19 protein-coding genes, 1 tRNA gene and 1 pseudogene are annotated in these 21,967 nt (G+C 69.7%); 12 read left to right on the plus strand and 9 right to left on the minus strand.

The features are described 5' to 3' along the window. Positions 1 to 35: 35 nt before the first annotated feature. The 3 genes from OG943_RS21965 to OG943_RS21975 all read right to left on the minus strand — a co-directional run bounded on the left by OG943_RS21965 (position 36) and on the right by OG943_RS21975 (position 3,817). On the minus strand, positions 36 to 1,202 hold the full coding sequence (locus OG943_RS21965) for a hypothetical protein (RefSeq protein ID WP_328611671.1): 1,167 nt from the start codon (positions 1,200 to 1,202) through the stop codon (positions 36 to 38). A 244-nt stretch (positions 1,203 to 1,446) separates the two neighbouring features. Further along, positions 1,447 to 2,271 carry a MarR family winged helix-turn-helix transcriptional regulator gene (locus OG943_RS21970; RefSeq protein ID WP_442874756.1) on the minus strand — a complete coding sequence of 275 codons (825 nt, stop codon included), beginning with the start codon at positions 2,269 to 2,271 and terminating at the stop codon, positions 1,447 to 1,449. Between the two features lie 316 nt (positions 2,272 to 2,587). Then, the gene (locus OG943_RS21975; protein ID WP_328611673.1) at positions 2,588 to 3,817 is read right to left on the minus strand and encodes a PucR family transcriptional regulator; all 1,230 of its coding nucleotides are present in this window, start codon (positions 3,815 to 3,817) and stop codon (positions 2,588 to 2,590) included. A gap of 148 nt (positions 3,818 to 3,965) precedes the next feature. Between OG943_RS21975 and OG943_RS21980 the strand changes: the two genes are divergently transcribed. Then, positions 3,966 to 4,808: an SGNH/GDSL hydrolase family protein gene (locus OG943_RS21980; RefSeq protein ID WP_328611674.1), complete on the plus strand. Its 843-nt coding sequence runs from the start codon at positions 3,966 to 3,968 to the stop codon at positions 4,806 to 4,808. 61 nt (positions 4,809 to 4,869) lie between these two features. On the opposite strand, the gene OG943_RS21985 is transcribed toward OG943_RS21980, so the two are convergent. Then, the gene (locus OG943_RS21985) at positions 4,870 to 5,049 is read right to left on the minus strand and encodes a hypothetical protein (RefSeq protein ID WP_328612384.1); all 180 of its coding nucleotides are present in this window, start codon (positions 5,047 to 5,049) and stop codon (positions 4,870 to 4,872) included. On the opposite strand from OG943_RS21985, the pseudogene OG943_RS21990 reads away from it, so the two are divergent. The 3 genes and pseudogenes from OG943_RS21990 to OG943_RS22000 all read left to right on the plus strand — a co-directional run. Beyond that, positions 5,012 to 5,305: pseudogene (locus OG943_RS21990) on the plus strand (transposase); the annotation flags it as partial. The gene OG943_RS21985 and the pseudogene OG943_RS21990 sit on opposite strands and share 38 nt — an antisense overlap. A gap of 158 nt (positions 5,306 to 5,463) precedes the next feature. Beyond that, the gene (locus OG943_RS21995) at positions 5,464 to 6,060 is read left to right on the plus strand and encodes a TetR/AcrR family transcriptional regulator (RefSeq protein WP_328611675.1); all 597 of its coding nucleotides are present in this window, start codon (positions 5,464 to 5,466) and stop codon (positions 6,058 to 6,060) included. A 278-nt stretch (positions 6,061 to 6,338) separates the two neighbouring features. Further along, positions 6,339 to 7,073: an SDR family NAD(P)-dependent oxidoreductase gene (locus OG943_RS22000; RefSeq protein WP_328611676.1), complete on the plus strand. Its 735-nt coding sequence runs from the start codon at positions 6,339 to 6,341 to the stop codon at positions 7,071 to 7,073. Positions 7,074 to 7,136: 63 nt separating this feature from the next. On the opposite strand, the gene OG943_RS22005 is transcribed toward OG943_RS22000, so the two are convergent. The 3 genes from OG943_RS22005 to OG943_RS22015 form a co-directional block, all read right to left on the minus strand. Then, positions 7,137 to 9,272, minus strand: coding sequence for a tetratricopeptide repeat protein (locus tag OG943_RS22005; RefSeq protein WP_328611677.1), 2,136 nt, complete (start codon positions 9,270 to 9,272; stop codon positions 7,137 to 7,139). Then, positions 9,269 to 10,957, minus strand: coding sequence for a tetratricopeptide repeat protein (locus tag OG943_RS22010; RefSeq protein ID WP_328611678.1), 1,689 nt, complete (start codon positions 10,955 to 10,957; stop codon positions 9,269 to 9,271). The genes OG943_RS22005 and OG943_RS22010 overlap by 4 nt, the downstream gene beginning before the upstream one ends. Before the next feature lie 94 nt (positions 10,958 to 11,051). Further along, positions 11,052 to 11,990 (minus strand): hypothetical protein, encoded by a 939-nt coding sequence (locus tag OG943_RS22015; protein ID WP_328611679.1) that lies wholly within the window; start codon positions 11,988 to 11,990, stop codon positions 11,052 to 11,054. A 90-nt stretch (positions 11,991 to 12,080) separates the two neighbouring features. Between OG943_RS22015 and OG943_RS22020 the strand changes: the two genes are divergently transcribed. The 6 genes from OG943_RS22020 to OG943_RS22045 all read left to right on the plus strand — a co-directional run bounded on the left by OG943_RS22020 (position 12,081) and on the right by OG943_RS22045 (position 19,889). Next, the gene (locus tag OG943_RS22020; RefSeq protein WP_328611680.1) at positions 12,081 to 14,789 is read left to right on the plus strand and encodes a tetratricopeptide repeat protein; all 2,709 of its coding nucleotides are present in this window, start codon (positions 12,081 to 12,083) and stop codon (positions 14,787 to 14,789) included. Beyond that, positions 14,786 to 16,030: a glycosyltransferase family 4 protein gene (locus OG943_RS22025; protein ID WP_328611681.1), complete on the plus strand. Its 1,245-nt coding sequence runs from the start codon at positions 14,786 to 14,788 to the stop codon at positions 16,028 to 16,030. The genes OG943_RS22020 and OG943_RS22025 overlap by 4 nt, the downstream gene beginning before the upstream one ends. Further along, entirely contained in the window at positions 16,024 to 16,692 is a 669-nt protein-coding gene (locus tag OG943_RS22030) for a class I SAM-dependent methyltransferase (RefSeq protein ID WP_328611682.1), read from the plus strand. The genes OG943_RS22025 and OG943_RS22030 overlap by 7 nt, the downstream gene beginning before the upstream one ends. After that, the gene (locus OG943_RS22035; protein WP_328611683.1) at positions 16,689 to 17,663 is read left to right on the plus strand and encodes a prenyltransferase/squalene oxidase repeat-containing protein; all 975 of its coding nucleotides are present in this window, start codon (positions 16,689 to 16,691) and stop codon (positions 17,661 to 17,663) included. The genes OG943_RS22030 and OG943_RS22035 overlap by 4 nt, the downstream gene beginning before the upstream one ends. 162 nt (positions 17,664 to 17,825) lie before the next feature. Beyond that, a complete protein-coding gene (locus tag OG943_RS22040; RefSeq protein WP_328611684.1) occupies positions 17,826 to 18,197 on the plus strand; it encodes an amidohydrolase family protein in 372 nt (123 codons plus the stop codon). 99 nt (positions 18,198 to 18,296) lie between these two features. After that, a complete protein-coding gene (locus tag OG943_RS22045) occupies positions 18,297 to 19,889 on the plus strand; it encodes an LCP family protein (RefSeq protein WP_328611685.1) in 1,593 nt (530 codons plus the stop codon). Between the two features lie 43 nt (positions 19,890 to 19,932). On the opposite strand, the gene OG943_RS22050 is transcribed toward OG943_RS22045, so the two are convergent. Next, complete coding sequence (locus tag OG943_RS22050) at positions 19,933 to 20,799, minus strand: xanthine dehydrogenase family protein molybdopterin-binding subunit (protein WP_328611686.1); 867 nt, start codon at positions 20,797 to 20,799, stop codon at positions 19,933 to 19,935. Between the two features lie 150 nt (positions 20,800 to 20,949). On the opposite strand from OG943_RS22050, the gene OG943_RS22055 reads away from it, so the two are divergent. Then, positions 20,950 to 21,318 carry a zinc-binding dehydrogenase gene (locus tag OG943_RS22055; RefSeq protein ID WP_442874757.1) on the plus strand — a complete coding sequence of 123 codons (369 nt, stop codon included), beginning with the start codon at positions 20,950 to 20,952 and terminating at the stop codon, positions 21,316 to 21,318. Between the two features lie 209 nt (positions 21,319 to 21,527). Here the strand turns inward: OG943_RS22055 and OG943_RS22060 are convergent. Next, positions 21,528 to 21,600: transfer RNA gene (locus tag OG943_RS22060), tRNA-Asn, on the minus strand. 161 nt (positions 21,601 to 21,761) lie between these two features. On the opposite strand from OG943_RS22060, the gene OG943_RS22065 reads away from it, so the two are divergent. Next, complete coding sequence (locus tag OG943_RS22065) at positions 21,762 to 21,935, plus strand: hypothetical protein (protein WP_328611688.1); 174 nt, start codon at positions 21,762 to 21,764, stop codon at positions 21,933 to 21,935. The last annotated feature ends 32 nt before the right edge of the window (positions 21,936 to 21,967 follow it).

The raw sequence follows: 21,967 nt of genomic DNA on the forward strand, positions 1-21,967 counted from the left end.
TCGTTGCTCAGTGCTCGGTGCTCAGTGCTGTGTGCTCAGGCGGTGGCGCGGACGCGCTGCTCACCATCGAGGGCCTGCTGCAGCAGCGCGGTCCAGTACTCGGCCTGCTGCGCGGCGACCTTGCCCTCCTCGGTCCACACGGCCTGGCTCGCCTGCGCGGGCCCGACAATCGCGGCCCAGTTCGGGCCGCTCGCCGCATTCGCCGCGGCCAGCACCGACGCCCAGTTCGCCGCCTGGCGGTCAGCGAGGAGCTGGGCCTCACCCCAGTACGAGCGGGCCGGCGTGGTCTGCTCGCCGACCGCCTGCCAGGCCCGCACCGCGGCGGCGCGGGCCTTTTCGGCGAGGTCACCGGAAGCGTCCCGCGCGGCTTGCTCGGCGGCGGCCGCGTCACTCAGCAGCCCGGAAAGTGTTGCCCGCCAGCGTATTTCGTCGTCGGCGCTACGCAAACGGTGCGTGTCAAGGTCAAGCTTGGCGCCGAACGCCCAGCCGTTGGCGAAGAAGTCGACGACGTCACTGTCCGTCGAGCCGACGCGGACGGCGTAGGAAGCGCTCACCCGCACCTGCTCACCGGGGTCGTTCACAGCAAGGTCGCGGACAAATTTCCGGTCGCCCTCGGCGAGCGCCTTCGCCTGTTCACCCTTGACCTCACGGGCCGCGCTGTCCCGCTGCTTGGCCGCCTCGAATCCGCCGTTCGCGAAACGCTCACGGTCGGCGTCATCACGACTGTTCACCGCGTCCTGCGCCGCGGCATGCACCTCAGGCGAGAACTCCGCCGGATAGGTCGCCAGCACCCGCTTGGCGAAGTCGGCGTCACGGGCCTTCTTCTGCGCGGACAGCGTGACCGCGTAGTCGTAACCGGAGTCCTTGAACTGCCGGACAGCTGCCTCCGGCGCACTGGACAGCAACGCCTGCCAGGCAGCGATCCGCACCACGGACCGCGGATCGTTCAACGCCAGATACTGCACCCAGACCTTGTCCGCAGTGAAATCCTTCACGCTGACGGTGGCGGCCAGCGCCGCCGACGGCGACACGACCGAGCCCAGCGCAACCGCCATCGACAAACAGACCGCAGACATGAGAAAGCGTTTACGCATCGGTTCCCCTCCCCGGGACCGCCGGCGGAATCGCCGAACGCGGATAAAGCAAAGGTAATGGAACGGTCTACAGCAGACCAGCGAGACCATCATCACCCGCCACAACATCGGACACCAGGTAACAAAAGGGCGGGAACAACGATCACCGGAATTCCGACGCCGACCGGACCAGCACCGACCGGCCAGACGGACGATTCCGGTGGCTCGTAACGGACTGGCCGGACCGGGGGCCGCGACTGTTACCCGCGGCCACCCCACCCAAGCCTGCGGCGGACGTCATCAGCCTCTCGCCGGAGCCAGCACACGGCTGCAGCTACCAGCGGCCGTGGCGGCACGTTCCCGCAGCGCCCGTTCAGTCGTCGACGGTCGATGCCGCGGCGGCGATCGGCTCGAGCCCCGTGATCAGCTCGTCGAGTTCGTCCGCGCTGAGCACGTCGTACGCCGGCGCCGCCAGTTCGTCGGTGAGGGCCTCGATCCGCTCCCTGGTCTCGCGGCCGGCGGCGGTGAACCCGCCGGCGGCGTCGACGAGGCCGCGGCCACGCAGCCCGTCGACGACAGCAGCCAGCTGTGCCTTGGGCAAGTGCTGGACCCGGCCGAACTCCTCCGCCCGCATTCCGAGGGCGAGCGCGAAGAGGACGTGAGCCTCGGTGCCGCCGATGCCGTGGGCGACGAGGGCGGCGTTGTGGCCGTCCCCGCGGTGCTCTCGCAGAAGCGTCGCCGCGTGCCAGATCCTGGCCACCGGCTCCTCGGGCACGTCGAGCGCCCGGAGCCCGGCGTACAGCACCCGGCCCTCGATCGGCGCGCTGACCGCTGCCCGGGTGGCGAGGTCGGCGACCCGCACCAGGCCGGGGGAATCGGCGAGGTCCCCGATCAGCTGCCGCAGCGCGGCGGCGCTACCCCGCTCGCGCACGGCGATCGCCTCCGCCGGGGTGGTCTTCCCCCAGACCCACGGGATGTGGCGCGCCACCTCGCCGTCGGCGAAGTTGTAGAAGACCGCGTGCACCACCTCGGCCGGTGCCAGCCCCAGCGGCGCCGCCCGGCCCGCGAAGTATCCGTCCCAGTAGTTACGCATGCCGAGGGCCAGGAACTCCTCGTTCGGCATCTCGGAGAAGGCGAGGGTGCCGATCGCCTCGACGAACTCGAACATACGGTGGACCTTGGCCTGTGGGTGCGACATCGGTCGGCCTCTCTCGTGGTCGTGACCGCGCCCTCATGGGCGGCCTCACCCTGGCTACGAACGACGCGGCCCGGATCCGACAACTCCAGCCGATTCCGCCGGGGGGGGTGTCGAGTGTCAGCCCTGCCGGGGGTCAAGCACACGCCCGTCCGATCAGCTCGGCGCCGGACGCGGCAGTCGAGGTAGCGATGGAACACGCCCCCGGACAGCATCGCGGCGACCGTGGATCCGTTTCCGCCGTGGTGTGCGGTGGCGCTCCGGAATGGGGATGCGGCCCAGCCGGGTAGGGCTTCGGGCCGCTCGTCCGGCTGTCGCGTCAAGAGACCGCGATCCCGGCGCCCCGGCCGCTCGTTCCGGCCGAGGCCAGGCGGGCGGCGACGGCCGCGATCACGCGGGGCAGGCCTGTCGGCTGAAGCGGGTCGATGCCGGTGAGCTGGTGCACGCGCCGTAGCCGGTAGTCGACGGTGTTCGGGTGGACGTGGAGCACGGCCGCGGTGCGGCGGCGGTTGACCTGCTGGGCCAGGTAGCACTCCAGCGTGGCCAGCAGAACGGGATGGGCGTCCAGCGGCTCCAGCAGCGCCGCGAGCCGGTCGCGGGCCGGGCCCGGCCGGGTGAGCTGGTACTCCACGAGCAGGTCGTCGACCCGGTACAGCCCGGGTTCCCGGCCGAACCAGCCCACCACGTCGAGTACCTCGGCGGTCCTGGTGGCCGCCCCGGGAATGTCCGCGGCGGCGACGGCTTCCGCGGCGGCGGTCACCGGCGCCCCGGCCGAACGGCCCGCACGCGCCACCACCGCGTCCCAGCCCTTCCAGTCCACTTCGGACAGTTCAGGCCGGTCGGCCGGGGCCGAGAGCGGCAACAGCACCAGCCCACCGGTCCCCTCCATCGCGGCGAGCACCGGTTCGGCACACACTTGCTCGAAGGTGGCGACGAACCGGCGAAGCTTGCGGCGTACCGCGATGGCGGCGTCGACGGTCTCGGTGCCTTCGTCCGGATGGCGGCCCAGTTCGACCGTGAGCACGAGATACCGCTCGGCTGGGGTGATCCCGGCCGCCCGCGCGCCGGGCTCGGCGCCGAGCAACACCGAAAGCAGCGTGCGCCGATCGTCGTGTTCCTGGCCGAGTTTGGTGCGCAACTCGTCGACGTAGCCGACGGCGACCGCCTTGATGATCGAGCCGAGGAAGCCGAGCACTTGGTCCGCCGTCGCACTGACAGCGGCGACGTCGCCGTCGCCCGCTTCAGCGGCCAATACAGCGAAGATCTCCCGGACGCCGGCGTGGTATGCCCCGAACACGGCGTCCAGCGGAATGCCCTCCTCGGCCCGGCGCGCGGCGGAAGCGGTCAGCTGGGCGAGCTCGTTGTCGCTGAGCGGCCTGCCTTCGCGCAGGCTCCGCGCGAACGCGCGCACGACGTGGCGCGTGATCGCGGTGATGTCCCCGGCCAGCTGTTCCGGGGGCAGCCGCCGGTAGTCGGCGACGTCGTTCTTGATCCGGTCCAGTACCCGGGACGCCATGCCCGGCGCCAGATCCGCCAGCAAGCGGTGCACCGGCGTCCCGTTCAAAACCCAAGGCCGTTCTTTGTGTCCGGTCACAAGCTCCGCCTCTGTTTCCTGCGTGCATTCCCAGCGTCCGGGAGCCCAGAAGCGGCCGATGATGTCACGGACTCAAGGTTTCCACCCCATCATGGAGGATTACGTGAAACTCAGAGCGAGACGAAGCTGGCTCGTCGCACTGGCCGTGACGGCGGTGTTCACCGCGACGGCGGGGACCGCCACCGCGGAAACGCCCGGCTACGTGGCGTTGGGCGACTCCGCCGCGGCAGGCCCGTTCGTGCTCCCGGTGGACGACTCGTCCCCCGGCTGCCTGCGCAGCCTGGCCGACTACCCGCACGCCGTCGCGAGCCAGCTCGGCCTTGACCTGGCCGACGTCACCTGTTCCAGCGCCGCGACCGCGGACATGACCGCACCCCAGCAGACCTCCAAGGGCCCGGTCGCCCCACAGCTGGACGCACTCACCACGAACACCGGCACGGTCACCCTGACCATCGGCGCGAACGACATCGGTGTGGCCGCCACCGTGGTCTCCTGCGTCCTCAACCCGTCCTGCGCGGACCGGCTCACCGCCGGCGGGCACGACCAGCTGGCCGAAAAGATCGGCGCCTTCGCACCGCGGTGGGGCGAGCTGATCGACCAGATCAAGACCCGCGCGCCGAACGCGAAAGTCTACGTCGTCGGCTACGGGACCTACTTCCCCCACAACGGGTGCTGGCCCGGCATTCCCGTGACGGCCGAGGACGCCAACTACATCCAGGACACCATCGGGCGGCTCGACACCATGCTCGCCCTCGAGGCGGCCGTGCACGGCGCGAAGTTCATCGACATCCGCCCGCCCAGCGTCGGCCACGACATGTGCGCGGCACCGTGGACGAAGTGGTTCGAGGGCCTGATCCCGACCTCGATCGCGGCCCCGCTGCACCCGAACAAGACCGGCATGGCCGCCATCGGGACCTACGCGGCGAACGCGATCCAGGGCGGCTGACCGCCAAGCCCCAGCCGCACCCGGACGGTTGGCAGTCCAGCAGGACGTGGCGGTCGATCTTTCACCCCTGGTGCCCGTAGGTATCGGCGCGCCACAGCGGAAAGGGGTCCTGCGAAAGCAGTTCGCAGGACCCGTTTTCCGTTGCACGGTCAGAAGACCGGCGCAGATGCTCGCCGCCGCTCTGCACGCCGAGATTGCCGCCTACATCGAGCAGTTCGTCGACCAGGTTGCGTTCGTGCAAACGACGCGGCATGACCGCGCTGGCGATCGGGGACGGGGCGCTCGGATTCCGGATGGCGATCCGGGAGGTATTCCCCGAATCCCGGGAGCAGCGGTACTGGTTTCATAAGCAAGCCAATGCGCTTGCCGCGCTGCCGAAATCGGCGCACCCGAACGCGATCAAGGCGATGCAAGAGATTTACGACGCCGATGTGTTGCTGGATTTCTACCGCTATCCCGCCGAGCACTGGTTGCGTCTGCGGACCACCAATCCCATCCTGGCCGGAACGACGTTCAAGAACGGTGAACCCGTCGAACGCGGTGACGCGCCAGAAGACGATCGGCGTGCGGCGTAACCGGCATCGATTGATCGCTGAGGCCACCTGGCGTTGTCAGCATTGTGGCCCATACGGTCCAGAACCAGTACTGTGGGGGCATGCCCCGACCTCGTGAGTTCGACGAAGATCGCGTGGTCCTCGCTATCCGCGACGAGTTCTGGGACAAGGGGTACGCGGCGACGTCGATGGACGGCCTGCTGCGCGTGAGCGGGCTGGGCAAAGGCAGCCTTTACGGGGCGTTCGGGGACAAACGCAGCCTGTTCCTGCGGGTGCTGCGCGACTACGACGACGCGAACCTGCTGATGCTGCGCGAGCGTCTGGTGTCCGCGGCGCGGGGGATCGACCTGGTCCGCGAGTTCGTGCTCGGCTCGACCGCGGACCCGACCGGAGCAACTGCGCGCCGGGGTTGCCTGCTGGCCAACAGCAACGCCGAGCTTGCCACCAGCACTCCGGACGTGGCTGCCGAGGCCCGCCGCAGCTACGACGCAATCGCCGCCACCCTCACCGCGGCACTGGAGCGCGCCCAGCGCGAAGGCGACCTCGACCCCGGCGCCGACCCCGCCGAGACAGCCCGCGCGGCCCTCGTCGCCCAGCTCGGCCTCATCGCGCTCGGGCGCACCGGCATGGACATCGACATGCTCACCACGGTGGCCCAGTCCACTCTGGCGCGGTTACTGCCTACCCCGACGCGGTAGCAACAACTCACCGGCCGACCTGCACCGCCGTGGCCCGCAACCGGCCTCGAGCCCTGCGAGGTGCGCCCTGCGGCTCTTACTGGGGGCCATTGTCTGTCGGCTGGGCTCCGGCGCCATGGCCGATCGTCGGGCCGTTCGGACTGCGACCCGGCGGGCCGGCTCGGTCGCGGGGCCGCGCCGAGGAGTCGGCCCTCCCGATGCCGAAGGAATCTTGACTGTCCGGTCCAGATCAGGGAAGGTTATGGACGTAAGAGTCCATAACCTGGAAGGAGGGCGGCATGGCCGTCTTGGCAGGCAAGGTCGCCGTGGTCACCGGGGCCAGCACCGGCATCGGGTTCGCGACCGCACGCGCGTTCCGCGACGAGGGCGCCAAGGTGTTCGTCACCGGTCGCCGCAAGGACGCGCTCGACGCCGCGGTCGCCGAGCTCGGACCCGACGTGACCGGCGTGGTCTGCGACGCTTCGGTGCCCTCGGAGCTCGACGCGTTCTACGGGACCGTGCGCGACCAGGCCGGACGCATCGACGTGCTGGTCGCAAACGCCGGCGTCGGCACCGCGGCTCCGTTCGGCGAGGTGACGGAGGATCTGATCGACTCAGTGTTCGCCACCAACGTCAAGGGAACGATCTTCACCCTGCAGCAAGCGCTGCCACTGCTCTGCACAAACGCTTCGGTGATCCTGACCGGTTCGACCGCCGCGACACGACCCAACCAGGGACTCGAGGTCTACGCGGCGTCGAAGGCCGCGGTCCGCAGCCTCGCCCGCGGCTGGGCCCTCAGCTCGCGCGCGCACGGCTTTCGGGTCAACGTCGTGTCCCCGGGCGGTACCCGCACCCCCGGTCTGCTCGAGCTGATCACGCCCGAGATGCTCAAGCAGGCCGAAGGCGCCGTCCCCCTTGGCCGGCTCGCCGAGCCCGAGGAGATCGCCGCTGTGACGACATTCCTTGCCTCGGACGCGTCGAGTTTCGTCAACGGTGCCGAGTTCTTCGCCGACGGTGGATACGCGCAGGTGTGAATGCTCAAGTCACGCGTTCGCTACGGGCAGTTGTGACATCTCAGTGCGAGGGGATCCAGGTGGTCAGCCTGGCCGGCTTTGCCCGCGGGACTCCGCCAGCGAGGAACGAACTTCCTCCGCCTTGGGGTCGCCGAGCTCGTCGAAGATGGGCAACGCCTGCTCGAGGGCTACCCGGAAATCCTCGAGGTTGCCAAGGCGACGGTAGGCTTCCGCGACCGCCTGGAGGGTGAAAGCCACGCCATAGCGGTCGCCCAGCTCTTCCCTTGTCCGCAGGACCGTCCGGTAGGCCTGGACCGCCTGTTCCAGGTTCCCGAGGTCGCGATGGACGTTGGCCGCGTTGTTCAGGGCCCAGACCTCGGCGTGCCGGTCGCCGAGCTCGTGGAACATCGAGATCGCGTGTTCGGAGTGCTGTAGAGCGGTCACAAGGTCCCCGCGGTCGCGGTGCACGCCGCTCAAGCTGTTGTGGGTTATGGCTTCGCCGTGGAGGTCGGCCAGTTCGTGCCAGGCCGCAAGCGCCCGCTGTGAGTAGACGAGCGCCTCATCCAACCGTCCCCATTCGCGGCAAGCATTGCCGTATCCGTTGCAGGCCATTGCCTGGCCGTAGAGATCACCGGCTTGTGCCGAAACGGAAAGCGCCTCACCGAAACACGCCTCTGCCTTTTGGGGACGGCGTTGTTCCCGATGAGCGACAGCCAGACTTCCCAGCAGCATCGCCACGCCGGTCGCATCGCCCAGTATCCGCGCCGAGTGCAGGCCGATCTCGTGGGTCTCGATCCAGGCGGCCCAAGGCTTGCGCTGGTGGAAGTACGCCCACAGCGCCGCAGGCAGTTGCCAAGCGACCAGGTGCTCCCCCAGCGCGGCCGCGTGCCTGGTTGCCGAGACCAGATTGGCTTGCTCCAGCTCACACCAGGCCAGGGCCGTGTTCCGGTCGTCGAATTCGGCTCCTTGGCCAGCCGGTGCTCCCGGCATCCGCCGTTGAGGCGCCAGACGGCGGCCGGTGGCTTGGGCCGAGCCCAGATAGAAGCCGAGCATTCGTCGCGCCGCGTCGGCCTGTCCCGCTTCCGATTCATCAGCCGCGGCGCATTCGGCCGCGAAGATGCGTACAAGGTCGTGAAGCCGATAGCGATCCGGTCCGATGGCCGTGATGAGGTTGGCCGTCGTCAACGCTTGCAGCGCGGGACGGAGCGCAGCCGGACGTGACCCGGTGAGCGCTGCCGCCGTCTGGAACGAGATCTCAGCGCCACGATGCAGGCCGAGCAACCGGAATACGCGGGCAGATCCGGGGTCCAACGCCCGGTACGAGGCCGAGAAAACCGCGCGCACCGTGCTCGCCGGCTCGTCGGTCTGCAACAGGTCCAGCCGATCGCGTTCGTCGTCCAGATCGGCGATCAGGTCCGCGACCGAATGATGGGAGCGAGACACCAGCAGCTCCGCGGCCACGCACAATGCCAACGGCAGATTGGCGCAGAGGGCCGCGAGCCGGGCCGCCGCAGGCCGGTCGGCCGCGATCCGGCCGTCGTCGACGATCCTGGCCAGCAGCGTCACCGCTTCATCGGTCGGCAGCGGATCAAGGCTCATACTGCTGGCACCGTCACGCGCTTTGAGTCCGGACAAGGCATTCCTGCTCGTCACCACCACGACGACACTGGCGCTACCGGGTAACAGAGGCCGGACCTGCTCGGCGTTTTCGGCGTCGTCGAGCACGATCAACATCCGGCGCCCGTGCACTGCCGAGCGAAACTCCGCGGCCCGCGCCTCGACACTGTCGCGGGTCCGTGAGTCCGTGGGCAGGCCGAGCGCGTGCAAGAAAGCGTCCAGTACCTCGCCCGGATCGGCCCTGGGATTCACTGGGTCGAACCCGCGAAGGTTCGCGTAGAGCGCGCCATCCGGGAACCGCTCCACGACCCGGTGCGCCCAATGCAGGGCAAGCGCGGTCTTCCCGACGCCGGGGGCACCGGCGATCGTCGACAAATCAGCCGAGCCGGCGTCGGCGGCCATCAAATCGAGCAGCTCCAGGCTGCTCGTCCGGTTGACGAAGGACTTGGGCGGCCGCGGCAGCTGCCGCGGCACGATCGGAACCCCCCGCGGCGCGGCGAACACCACAGATCCGATCGATCCAGCCTGGACGACCGATCTCGCGCTGCCGGACAATTCGTTGCGAACGTCGCCTGCCGGATGAGGCTCCGGCGCACCGGTCACCGAGCTGCCAGTCTCTCGAGAGTCACGCCGAGAGCCTCAGCACGCCGGTCGCCCAGGCCCCGGAAGTAGCTCTCAGCCTGCCTCAGCTGCGCACGTGCGTCATCGACGTCGCCGGCAGCCAGCAAGGCATGACCGAGATCGGCGCGAGTCACGGCGACGCCGTAGTGGTCCTCGATCTCGAGCCGCGCGTCGAGGGCTGTGCGATAGCAGTCCAGCGCAGTCGTGTGACGGCCGGCGTCCCGGTGCGCATTGCCCTGGTTGGACAACGCCCACGCGTGACCGTGCCGGTAGCCGCTCTCGTCGAACGCTTGCATCGCCAGCTTCGCCAGTTCCGCAGCCTGGTCGCACTCGCCGAGCCGGCAGTGGATGCCACTGAGATTGTTGAGTACCTTGCCCCGCAGCCTTCGCGCATCTTCGAGGTCGAGAAGCGTCAACGCCTCCTGCGCACAGCGTAGGGCCGCAGCGGGATCGCCTGCCTCATCGAGAGCGTACGCACGGTGGTTGAGCACCTCGGCCTCGCCAAGCCGATCGCCCAGCTCGCGCCACGCCTCAAGGGCCTGGTCCCACAGCTGGTAAGCCAGCTCAGCCTGGCCCAGCTCGCGCTGCGCGATACCCAGGCTGGTCAGCACGGACGCTTCGGCACGGAGATCTGACTGCTGTCTCGCGGCAAGCACCGCCAGCGAAAGGACGTCGATCCACTGATCCCACGGCTTGCGCCGGTGAAAGTACTCCACCAAGGCCAGTGACCAGCGCAAAGCCTTCTTTTCATCTCCGTGGGACGCCGCCCATCGGATGGTGCCGAGCAGCTGGGCGGCAGTCTGGTCGTACCAGCGGACGGCCTCTCGCTCGTCATCGAAGGACATGCGGGGAAACGCGCGGTCAGGTTCCACCGCGCTCTGCCCACGGCGTTCGGCGAGCATTCCGTCGGCCGCGAGGAGGGCCTGCTCGTGCCACCGGTCGAGCTCCTCGGCGACCATATGCAGCAACGGGACTCCGTGGGGCACGACGTGGGCTCTGTCAGGAAAGCGATCCCAGCCCAGTTTGGCGCAGTACGCCGAGAGAAGATCGTCGAGCTGGCCTCCTTCGGCCCCGAGTTCCAGCAGGCACACCTCGGCATCGACAATCGATCGGCGCGCACGTTCGACCCGCACCGCGGCCTCGGGCGCCTGCGCCGTTTCCGTGGGAAGAAGAGCCAAGGCCTGAACTTCCTCGTCCAGCGAGAGCACCGCGAGGATCGCCCGGCACTTCAGCATCGGCCGTTCACTGAGTTCGTGCGCTTCCTCGCCGAGGAAAACGGTGATCGCGCCGGTCTCCTCGCTCACCGCCACGACCGGATACGGAACATCACGGGCCATGGCGGCGGCAGCGAGATGGCGGGCTCCCCGGCCCTGCACCCGGTGGGTCGACCGCGGCGCGAGTTCGGTGTTGATCCGCAGAATCGTCGTCGCGTCAGCAGTGAGAATCATCGCCAGATCAGGCTTCGACAGCTGGCTGACGCTCTCCGGCGAAACCCTCGCGTCGACCACCTCGTAGCCGTCACGGCACACGGCGGCCACCACGTCATCGAACCCGAGCACGAACAACCCGCCTTGCCGGCTGGCGCTCACCCGATCGATTCCCCGGCGCAGCGGCGTGTCAAGCGCCAACCTGGTCAGAGCTTCCCTAATCGACGCTGAAACCTCCACAATTCCGCCCCCTGCTCGTGAATCGGACCAACCGATAATTCTGCCAGCAGCAGGCAGGCCGGACCAGCCAACGGCTGCTGGGCCCCGCAGCAGATCACGGCGTCATTTCGACGTCTTGGTTGCTCAACGCCTCGGCGACGGCGCGGCCGGTCTCGGGTTTGGTCAGGTAGAACGTCGCGTCGTGGGGGTGGGCGCCGTTGTCCACGGTGTAGGTGGCTTCGAGAACCCCGGCGGCGCCGGTGAAGCGGCGTTGGAGGTTGAGGTCGGCGGCGACGAGGTCGTCGCGGTCGGCGATGTTGACCCACCGCCGGACCTGGGGTGGCACGGCGGGCGGCTGGGGCCGGACTCGTTCGTAGACGATGTTGCGCAGGCCCAGCGGCGAGCCGAGGGTGAGCAGCAGCGGCAGCGGGCGGCCGAGGCGATGCGCGGCTTCGAAAGCGACGACCGAGCCGAGAGAGTGCCCGACGAGAACCTTGGTTTCGGGGCCGATGAGAGCGGCGACGCGGTCCTGTACTGCCGCGCGGATCGCCTCGTCGGTGAGGTAGAGGCTGACCTGGACGATGGCGGTCCGCAGGAGCCGGCCGGCGATGTTCTCCCCCAGCGTGGCCATCGGCCGGACGCGGGCCAGCGCATTGAGCACCGGGCGGAGGCCCGCGCGAAGCCCTTGCGCGTCGGCGAAATCACCTTCGGCTTCGTCGAGCGCACGCCGGGTTCGTTCTCGATCGGCGTCGCTGGTGGCCCGGTCGGCGATCTGCCGCGCCCATTCGAGCGCCAGCTGTGAGGCGACTTCCTCGGCTTCCGGGGGCAGCTCGAGCCGGCCGCCCTGCTGGTCGGCTTCGCGGAACTGGTCACCGTAGAACGCGACGCGCGCCGAGAGCCCTCCGGGACGGGCGTTGCGCCAGAGCTGGTCGGCGAGATCGGGATAGCCGGCCAGGCGGGTGCCGCCCGCGAGGCTGGGCAGGTACTCGGCTTCCAGGGTGTCCGGTGATTTCTGCTGCTGCCCGATTCCGTGCACCAGAACGATCTCGGCCACCGTCTCCCCTTCGTCGACCGGCGAGTGAGCAGTCACGCACTGTCCGCGTCCAGCTTGCCCAAGCGCGCGTGGTTGAGCAAGGTAGAGATCATGCCGGGAAGACTGCTGCTGGTGATCGGCTCCAACTGGGGAGATCGGCCGGCGCTGTCGTTCCTCCCGCAGGAAGCGCGGAAGCTCTACGCGAGCATGCTGGCGCCCCAGCCGGGCCAGTGTGAGCCGGCGTTGCCGTCGCCGAAATCTTCGCTGCTGCTGGACCCGTCGCTCAGTCAGCTGGACAAGGCCATCGAGGACGCGTTCGCCGAAGCGGCGGCGCGGGAAGCCACCCTCTTCCTCGCCTTCACCGGCCACGGGATGACCAGCGGGGACGACTACTACCTGCTGGCCGCCGACTCGCCCGAGGACCCGGACTCCCGGTCCGCCTACCTGCTGGGCCAGCGCGTCAAGGAGCTGTTCCGCCGGCACCCGGCGATCGACGGGCTCGTTCTGCTGCTGGACACCTGCGAGTCGGGTCGTGCCGCCGAAGCCGCGGGACAGCAGTGGATCGAGGTGCTCAACCGCTCCGAGCGGCGGTTCGAGCTGCTCACAGCGGCCGGCGACGGGCCGGCTTTCGGCGGGTGTTTCGCCAAGTCCCTCGCCTACCTCATCTCCCACGGGAGCCTTGACGGGCCGGAACGGCTGGGCTGCGCCGACGTGCGTGACCCCGTCAACGATCTGTGCACCCGGCAGCAGGCCCGGCACATCTCGTTCACCGGAACCGGGATCACCGCCGGCGATCCCACGCTGTGGCTGGCCCGTAACGTCGCGTCCGCGAGCCGGCGCGAGGCGCTCGACGGCTCGGTCTGGTCTGACACGGCCGCGACCGCGGCGCGGGCCTTCCAGCCGACGGCGTCGTACCGGGAGCTCCTCGATCTGCTGGCGTCCGGGTCGAATGTGGCCGTCATCGGCACCGCGGGGCTCGGTAAGTCCGCGGTGCTGGCCGCGCTCGCGATGCCGTCGAACGGGCCGCGCGCCCACGCCGTGTGGCTGGGACACACCGCCGAGACCGTCGAACAGATCACGGACGAGCTGGCCGGCCAGCTGTCGCGCACGGTCGAGGAGTTCGCACCGGCCGCGGACGATGCCCGTAACAACATGACGGACCTTGAGTGGAAGAGTGCCGACGCGGTCGAGCGGCTGTTGACCAGGCCGTTGCAGAGGCTCGACGAGCCGGTGCTCATCGTGCTCGACAGCACCGATCCGGACGTCCTCGACCGGGTGGCCCGGCCGTTGGCCCGGCTTCCGCGGGTGCAGGTCGTCGCCAGTGCGTATGACCCGGCCGACCTGGGCGACGGGTTCACCGCGCTCGAACTGCAGCCCGCGACTCGCCTGGATGTCGCCCGTTACGCGGCGCGGCGCGGGCTGGACGCCGGCACCGTCGACCAGTTGCATCGAGGCACCGGCGGCAACTGGCTGATGATCGCGCTGCGGGTGGAGCAGAAGGCAGGGCCTCGCGTCGCGGCGCCGCCGAGTGGGGCCGCCGGTTTCCACGCCGCTGCCATCGAACGCGCTTTCGGCCGCGCTCCTCAGGAACACCACGAGGCGGCCGCCACTCTCGCCGTGCTCGCGGCCGCCGGAGCCGGTCCTGTCATGCCCGCCACCGTGCTCCAGCGAGCAGTCGTCCGGCTTGGCGGAACAAGGTCTCTGCCCCGGCTGCACGATGTTCTGGCCCGGCTCGACGCCCTTGTCGGACGCGGCCAGACCGCCACCGGCGGAGAATTTTACGGGCTCCGCTACGACACCGTCGCGAAGTTCGTGTGGGACCAGTCATTCGGTGGCATCACGCGCGAGGGCGCCCACGCCGCCGTGGCCGATGCGATCGAGGAGGTGGCCCCAGTGGCCGAGCACCGCGCCGACGACCCGCTGCACGCCTACGCCGGGCGAGCCGAAGCCGAGAACCTGTGGCAAGCCGGCCGGTACGAGGAGGCCTACGCCTGTCTGGTCCTGCGTGAATCCTTGATCAACGCCGAAGCCGTCGCGTCGTGGGCCGGCTGGACCAAGCGGATCTCCCGACAGCTCGGCGACACCCACCCGCTCTCCTTCCGCGCCGCGGGCCGGCACGCCAGGGCGCTCGGCGAGACCGGTGAGCCGGCCCGGGCGGCCGAAATCCTCCGGGAGCTCGCCGCCGACAGCCGCGCGAGCCTGGGCCCCGACGACCGGAGCACCCTGGAGCTCGAGGACCACGCGGCCTACTGGACGCACAGCAACGGTGACATTCCCGCGGCACGAGCGGCCTACACCGATCTCGCCGGACGCTGCACGGCGTTGCTGGGCGAAGACGACCCGCAAACGCTGATGGCACACCACCACCTCGCGCTGGTCACCGCCAAGGACCACGACGTCACCCGCGCGATCGAGCTGTGGCGCCGGGTCCTCGCCTCACGCGAACGGGTACTCGGAGAACAGCACCTCGACACTCTCCGTACCCGATTGAACATCCTCGCCTGGACCCCGGAAAACGGGCACCCCCCCCCGATCCCGAGGAGTTCACTCGCCTTCTCACCGTGGCGCGGGACACGTTCGGGGAAAATCACCCGGAAACGATCACCATCGGCTACTTCCGGGCCCAGGCACGCGGACGGCTGGGCACCGGGGAAAGCCTGCGCGCGGCCGTCGCGGAACTCCGCGACCTGCTGCCCCGTTCGCAACGCGTCCACGGGCCGAAGAGCATCTGGAGCGAGGGGATCCGCACCGACCTCGCGACCTTCACCAGCGATCTCACCGAACTCGAGCAGCGTTGACCTCCCCCGGCTCCGCCCGTGACTGAGCCCCTGAACATCGCCCTGCTGTCCTACCGCGCCAAACCGACCTGCGGCGGCCAGGGCGTCTACATCCGCCACCTCAGCCGCGAACTCACCGCACTCGGCCACCACGTCGAGGTCATCACGGGACCGCCCTACCCGGTCCTCGACAACGGCGTCCGCTTCACTCCCCTGCCCGGACTCGACCTCTACGCACCGGACAACCCGTTCCGCACGCCGGCGGTGCGCGAACTGGCCACGGTGCCGAACCTGCTCGAGTACCTCGGGCTCAAAGCCGGCCGGTTCACCGAGCCACTGGCGTTTTCCCTCCGTGCCCGGGCGTATCTGCGCGGCCGGGGGTTCGACGTCGTGCACGACAACCAGGGCCTCGGCTACGGCCTGCTGGGCCTACCCGGCCTGGTCGCGACGATCCATCACCCGGTCGCCATCGACCGTGAGTGGGAGCTGCACGACGTCAGCGACCAACGGCGCCGGGAAGTGCGGTCCTGGTACCGGTTCCTGCGGATGCAAGCCCGGGTCGCCCGGCGCGTCGGCCGGATCGTGACGCCGGCCATCGCCAGCAGCACCGCGGTCGCCGAATGGATGGGCGTACCCGCCGGGCGGCTCTCCGCGGTTCCGCTCGGGGTCGACACCGCCGTCTTCCGCCCCGACCCGGCCACGCCGCGGGTGCCCGGGCGGATCGTCACCACGGCGAGCGCGGACGTTCCGGTCAAAGGCCTCGCGCACCTCCTGACCGCCGTGGCGCAGCTGCCGTCCGGCACCGAGCTGCACGTCGTCGGTACAGCCCGCCCCGGCGGTCCCACCGAGCAGCTCATCGGCGAACTCGGCCTGGCCGAAGCCGTCCGCTTCCACCATGGGCTCACCGACCACGAACTGGCCGACCTCATCCGCAGCGCGACCGTGGCCTGCGTGCCCTCGCTGTTCGAAGGCTTCTCCTTGCCGGCCTTGGAAGCCATGGCCTGCGGCACCCCGCTCGTGTGTACCACCGCCGGCGCGATTCCCGAGGTGACCGGGGACGCCGCGGTCCCGTGCGCGCCCGGCGATCCACCCGCGCTCGCCGCGGCGTTGGCCACGGTTCTGTCCTCGCCGGAGTTGCAAGCGGCCCTGGGTGCGGCCGGCGCCGCACGGGCCCGGAGCTTCACCTGGCGCGCGACCGCCGAGGCGACGGTGGCCGTGTACCGTGCCCGCCTCGGTGACACCTCCGACGCCGCCCCCGCCGACAAGGAATGCAGGACATGCTGACGATCGACTTCGACCGGTTCCGAGTCGACGGCACGAGCACTGTCCTCGACGTCGGCTGCGGAACCGGCCGGCACACCCGCGAAGCTCACCGCCGCGGCGCGAGGGCCATCGCACTCGATCTCGACGAAGTCGCGCTCAAAGGCATCGAGGACTGCTCCGTGGCGCTGCGGGCGGACGGCACCCGCCTTCCCCTGCCCGACGACTCCGTCACCCACGTCATCCTGAGCGAAGTACTCGAGCACGTCCCCGGACACCACGCGATGGTCGCCGAAGCCGCACGAGTGCTCGCACCAGGCGGCCGGCTCGCGGTCAGTGTGCCGCGCCGCTACCCCGAGCAGATCTGCTGGGCCCTGTCGAAGGCCTACCACCAGGTCGACGGCGGCCACATCCGCATCTACCGCCGCCGGGAACTCGAGCGCCTGCTCACCGACGCCGGCCTCGAGGTCGAGAGCAGCCACCTCACCCACGGCCTCCACACCCCGTACTGGTGGCTCAAGTGCCTCGTCGGCGTCGACCGCGAAACCCGGCTCGTGCGCCGTTTCCACGACCTGCTCGTCCACGAGATCATGACCGGTCCCTGGCCCAATCCGGCGATCGCCGCGCTCCTCGACCGCATCGCCGGGAAGAGCCTCGTCCTCTACGCGCGCAGGCCGGTCCGGTGATCGACACCGACGCCACCGCCGCCTTCATCCGCCGCACCCAGCAACCCGACGGCGCCATCCCGTGGTTCACCGGCGGCAAGCTCGACCCCTGGGACCACGTCGAAGCAGCGATGGGCCTCGACTCCGCCGGGTTTCACCGCGAAGCAGCCGCGGCCTACCGGTGGCTGGCCCGCACCCAGAACCCGGACGGCTCCTGGCACGCCGAATACCGCGACAGCCATCCCGTCGAACTCGCCCGCGACGCCAACTTCACCGCCTACATCGCCGTCGGCGCGTACCATCATTTCCTGTCCACTCAGGACAGTTCATTCCTCGAAGAACTGTGGCCCACGGTCGATTCCGCGATGGCCTTCGTCCTCAGCATGCAAGCAGAGGACGGCGCCATCCGATGGCGCGAAAACCCGGACGGAACCTTTCAGTCCGAAAAACTCCTCACCGGCAACTGCAGCATCCACCACGCCCTCACCACCGCGAACCGCATCGCCGGCCACCTGGGCCATGAACGTCCACAGTGGACTAGCGCCGCCGATCGGATACGCGACGCCGTGCTCCACCACACCGGCAGCTTTCTCCCCAAGTCACTGGCCATGGACTGGTACTACCCAGTCCTCACCGGACTCCGGCCACTGCCGGACCTCGAACCACGCTGGAACGTGTTCGTCCACCCGGAACGCGGCGTCCGCTGCGTCGACCACGAGCCATGGACAACGGGCGGCGAGACCGCCGAACTCGCCCTCGCCCTCGCCGCCCACGGCGACATCCCGCGCGCCACCGCACTCCTCGCCGCGGCCGAACACCTGGCAGCCGGCGACGGCTCATACTGGACCGGCCACAACTACGACACCGACACGATCTGGCCGCGAGAACGCACCACCTGGACAGCCGGCGCGATCCTCCTCGCCCAGTCCGCCATCCACGGATCACCACCAGCCCTCGCCGTATTCGGCGCGAAAGCCTGCGCGCCAACGTAACCTGGGCCGAGCATCAGACCGGCACCGAGCCGAGCGGGGTCTCGGTGGAAGACGCCCATCGCCTCGGCGACACCGCCGACAGTGATCTCCCCCACCTGATCGTGCCGAACATGCCGCCGTTCCGAACGCGAGACCAGCCGGGCTGACGGCACAGCACCGGCGGTGTTCGTGGCCCGATCGGGCCTCACCGGGGTTAACGGCCGGCCGGCGAACAACCAGGAGAACCGGCCCGAACCGGTCGAACCGGTGGATCTCGGCAGAGGCGGGATCATTCAGTCGACGATGCCGACACCGTGCGGCGGCTCGTCGCCGAGCTGGCTCGACGAGGTCGGCTACGTCAAGTGCATGTTCGACGGCGCCACCGCCAACGCCGCCGAAAAGGCCGGCAAACGGGACAGCATGGGCACAATCACCGTAGGCGAGGCGGCCGACGCGATCCTCTTCGACGCCGATCCGCTCACCGACATCACCCACCTCGCCGCCGCGCACCACCGCCGCGCCGTCATCAGCGCCGGGCACCTCGTCCACCGCTGAGCCCGGGCGCGTGGTTCGTCACTGCGGGGCAACCAACCCGTTGCCGGCGCGTCAAGCCCTCGAGAACACGGTGTGTGCCGAAGTCGAGAGGGGTCTGCTGTGGACGGTCGCGATGAGGACCGGCTCGGGTCCTCACCCGGGCGAAGGCGGCCGGTGGACCCGCCGCGCGCCCGGCGCCGGCGGGGAGCGCGCCGCAGTGGCGCCGTGGTGGCCGGGGTCCTGTCGCTGCTGGTGCTGTGCCTGACGGGTTACGGCTGGGCGCAGTACCACAACCTGGTCTCGGGCCTGCACACCTCCGACGCGCTCGGCGGCGACACCAAATCGGCCAACGGGGACACCAACATCCTCATCATGGGCCTGGACAGCCGGCTCGACGAGAACGGCAACGCGCTGCCGCAGGACATCTACGACGCGCTGCACGCGGGCGATCAGCAGGACGGCGGCAACAACGCCAACGTCCTGATGCTGCTGCACGTCCCGGGTGACGGCAGCAAGGCGACCTCGCTGTCCATCCCCCGCGACGACTACGTCGACATCCCCGGCTGCCCGGACGGGCAGTGCAAGGGAAAGATCAAGCAGGCCTACGGACTGGCGTTCGACCAGAAGGCCAAGCAGCTGGTCAACCAGGGCGGCGACAAGAGCCAGCGCGAGCAACAGGAGCGCGAAGCCGGTCGCAAGGCCGAAATCGACACCGTGCGCCAATTCCTCGGCGGAGTCCCCGTGGACCATTTCGCCGAAGTCACCCTTGTCGCGTTCCTCCAGATCGCGCAGGTCGTCCAGCCGATTACCGTTTGTCTCAACGAAGACACCCAGGACAGCTACTCCGGCGCCGACTTCCACCAGGGCCGGCAGCAGGTCAACGCCGCACAGGCGGTGGCGTTCGTGCGGCAGCGCCGCGATGTGGTCCACCCGCAGCTGAACTTCACCGACCTCGACCGCGAGGTCCGCCAGCAGGCCTTCATCTCCTCCCTCGCCTATCAGCTCAAGCAGGGCGGGGTGTTCACCAACCCGTCCCAGCTGCAGGGCATCCTGAACGTGGCCAAGCAGAACATGGCCGTCGACGCCGGCCTGGACCTGATGTCGTTCGCCGGGCAGGCCGCGAACCTGACCGGCGGCAACATCAGCTTCGTCACGCTCCCGATCGTCAAGTTCGGCAAGAACACGTCCGGGGAAGACGTCAACATCGTCGACGTCGCCCAGGTGCAGGGAGTGGTCCGGCAGCTGATCGGCGGCACCGCGCCCGCCCCGCCGTCGTCGTCCGCGCCGGCGAATGCCGGCGGCACCCAGCCGGCGCAGGGGACCGTGGATGTCGTCAACGGCACCAGCCGCACCGGGCTCGCCGCCACCGTCTCCCACGCGCTGGCCGCCAAGGGATACGCCGCCGGCACCACCTCCACCGACCCGCGCCACGTCACCAGAACCGTGGTCTACTACGGCAGCGGAGGCAGCACGTCCGCGTCGGCGGTGGCCAAGCTGCTGGGCGGGGTCACCACCGAGCACGATGCCACGGTGCCGGCCGGGCACGTCCGGGTGGTCATCGGCACCGCGTTCACCCCGCCGGCCGCGCTGGCCGCGGCCGGCGGGGGCGCCTCCGGCGGCCGGCCATCGGCACCGCCCGATTCCGGTGATGCCGGAGCGCCGGACGCCCCGCCCAACGGCCTGTCCGGCGGCGGCATCCCCTGCGTCAAGTAGGCCTGGCGGACCTCGGCCGGATCCGCCGCCCGCATGAGGCGGTTCAGAGCAGCTTGTCCTGGGTGATCGGCAGGTCCCGGACCCGGCGGCCGGTGGCGTGGTAGATCGCGTTGCCGATCGCCGCCGGGACGCCGGTCATCGGGCACTCGCCGAACCCCCGTGCGCCGAGCGCCGTGCTCACCGGATCCGGCTTGTCCACGAACAAAACCTCCAGTTCGGGCACGTCCGCGTTGACCGCGACCAGGTACGTGGACAGCGTCGGGTTGGCCACCCGCGCCGTCCGGTCGTCGTACCTCGTGTGCTCCATCAGCGCGGTGCCGATCCCCCAGGTCATCCCGCCGATCACCTGGCTGCGCGCGGTCTGCCGGTTCAGCACCCGCCCGCAGTCGTACGCGCCGACCACCCGGGTCACCCGGACCCGGCGGTACCGCGCGTCGACCCGGACCTCGACGAACACCGCGCCGCAGCTGTTGCCCGGCTCGTTCATGCTCGACGCGGTGTTCTCCACCGGCGAGCCGTGTTTCGTGACCACGTCGCGGTAGCTGATCCGCCGTGACCGGTCGGCCGCGGCGAACAGGTACCCGTGCTCGGTCACGACCTGGTCCGCGGTGAGCCCGTGCAGGGGTGAAGCGGGGTCGTCGATCGCCAGCCGGATCACCGCGCCGCGCACCGCTTTCGCGGCCTTGTCCACCGCCCCGGTCACACTGGCCACCGTCCCCGAGGACTGGGACGAACCCGCCTGCGGGAAGTTCGAATCGCCCAGCTGGAAATCGACCTGCGCCACCGGGATCCCCAGCCCCTGCGCGGTGACCTGGGTCATCACCGTGTGCGTCCCGGTGCCGATGTCCTGGGTGCTGCACTGCGCGTGCATTTCGGTGGCCATGCCCCAGCCGAACGCCTTGCCCGCCATGGCATACGCGTCGCGCGGCTACTTGCTGCTGAACCGCAGCCAGGTCGACGGGTTGACGTCGGTGTAGTTCCGCAGCCGCAGCTCCAGCGGGTCCACGCCGTCACCGGACTGGGAGCCGACATCGCGATCGACTTCCCGGCCGGTGACTACGTGCCGCAGGTCCGCGCATGGGGCGGGGTGGACGTCGTGCTGGACACGGTGGACGGCGACACCCTTGCCCGCAGCGCGCAGGTCCTCGCCGACCGCGGCCGCGTGGTGTCCATCGTGGACATTCCCGAACCGCAGAACCTGCTCGCCGCGTGGAGCGTGAACGCGACCTACCACTTCCTCTTCGTCAGCCCCGGCCGGGCGAAGCTCGCGGCCCTCGGCCGACTGGTCGACCAGGGCAAACTCCGGCCGGTGATCGGCGCCGTGCTACCACTGGCCGACCTCACACAAGCACACACCCTGCTGGAAGGCGGCTCAGCCGGCGGACGCCCACGCGGCAAGATCGTCGTCGCTGTGCACCCCCCGGATTGATGCGGGCAGGGCGGCCTGGGGGAGGGAGACCAGGGGCCTGGGCTGAACGGCGACGGTGACGCCCCGGCGATCTCGCGCGCGACGTCCAGCCGCAAACCCCGGAGGACGGTCCCAGGCGACGACCCGTTATTGGACGATCGTCAAAATCGCCCTTAAATCGCCCCTGCCCCCGGACAGCAAAAAAGCCCAGGTCATTGACCTGGGCTTTGCTCCCCCGCTTGGACTCGAACCAAGAACCCTCCGGTTAACAGCCGAATGCTCTGCCAGTTGAGCTACAGGGGATCATCGCTCTCAGTCGGATCGCTCCGGCTGATGGGGGAAACTTTAGCGCACGCCGTGGGCCACCCGAACAGGGCCCCCCTCCTCGCCGATCACCGCGGCCGGCGGCGGTTTGCTGGACAATGGAAAGTCGGGAGTCCGACTGACGAGAGGTGTGGCCGCCGATGAAGAAGTTCCTGCTGGGTGTGGGCCTGGGGTACGTGCTGGGCACCAAGGCCGGCCGGGGACGGTACGAGCAGATCGTGCGCACCTACCGCAAACTGGTCGACCATCCCATGGTCCAGGGCGCCGCCGGAGTGGCGCGCGCCAAGGTGAGCGAGAAGTTCGGCCGGCACTGAGGCGCCGGCCGGGCCCGGGGACACCGGGCCGG

The sequence above is a fragment of the Amycolatopsis sp. NBC_00345 genome, from assembly GCF_036116635.1.
GTDB lineage: Bacteria > Actinomycetota > Actinomycetes > Mycobacteriales > Pseudonocardiaceae > Amycolatopsis.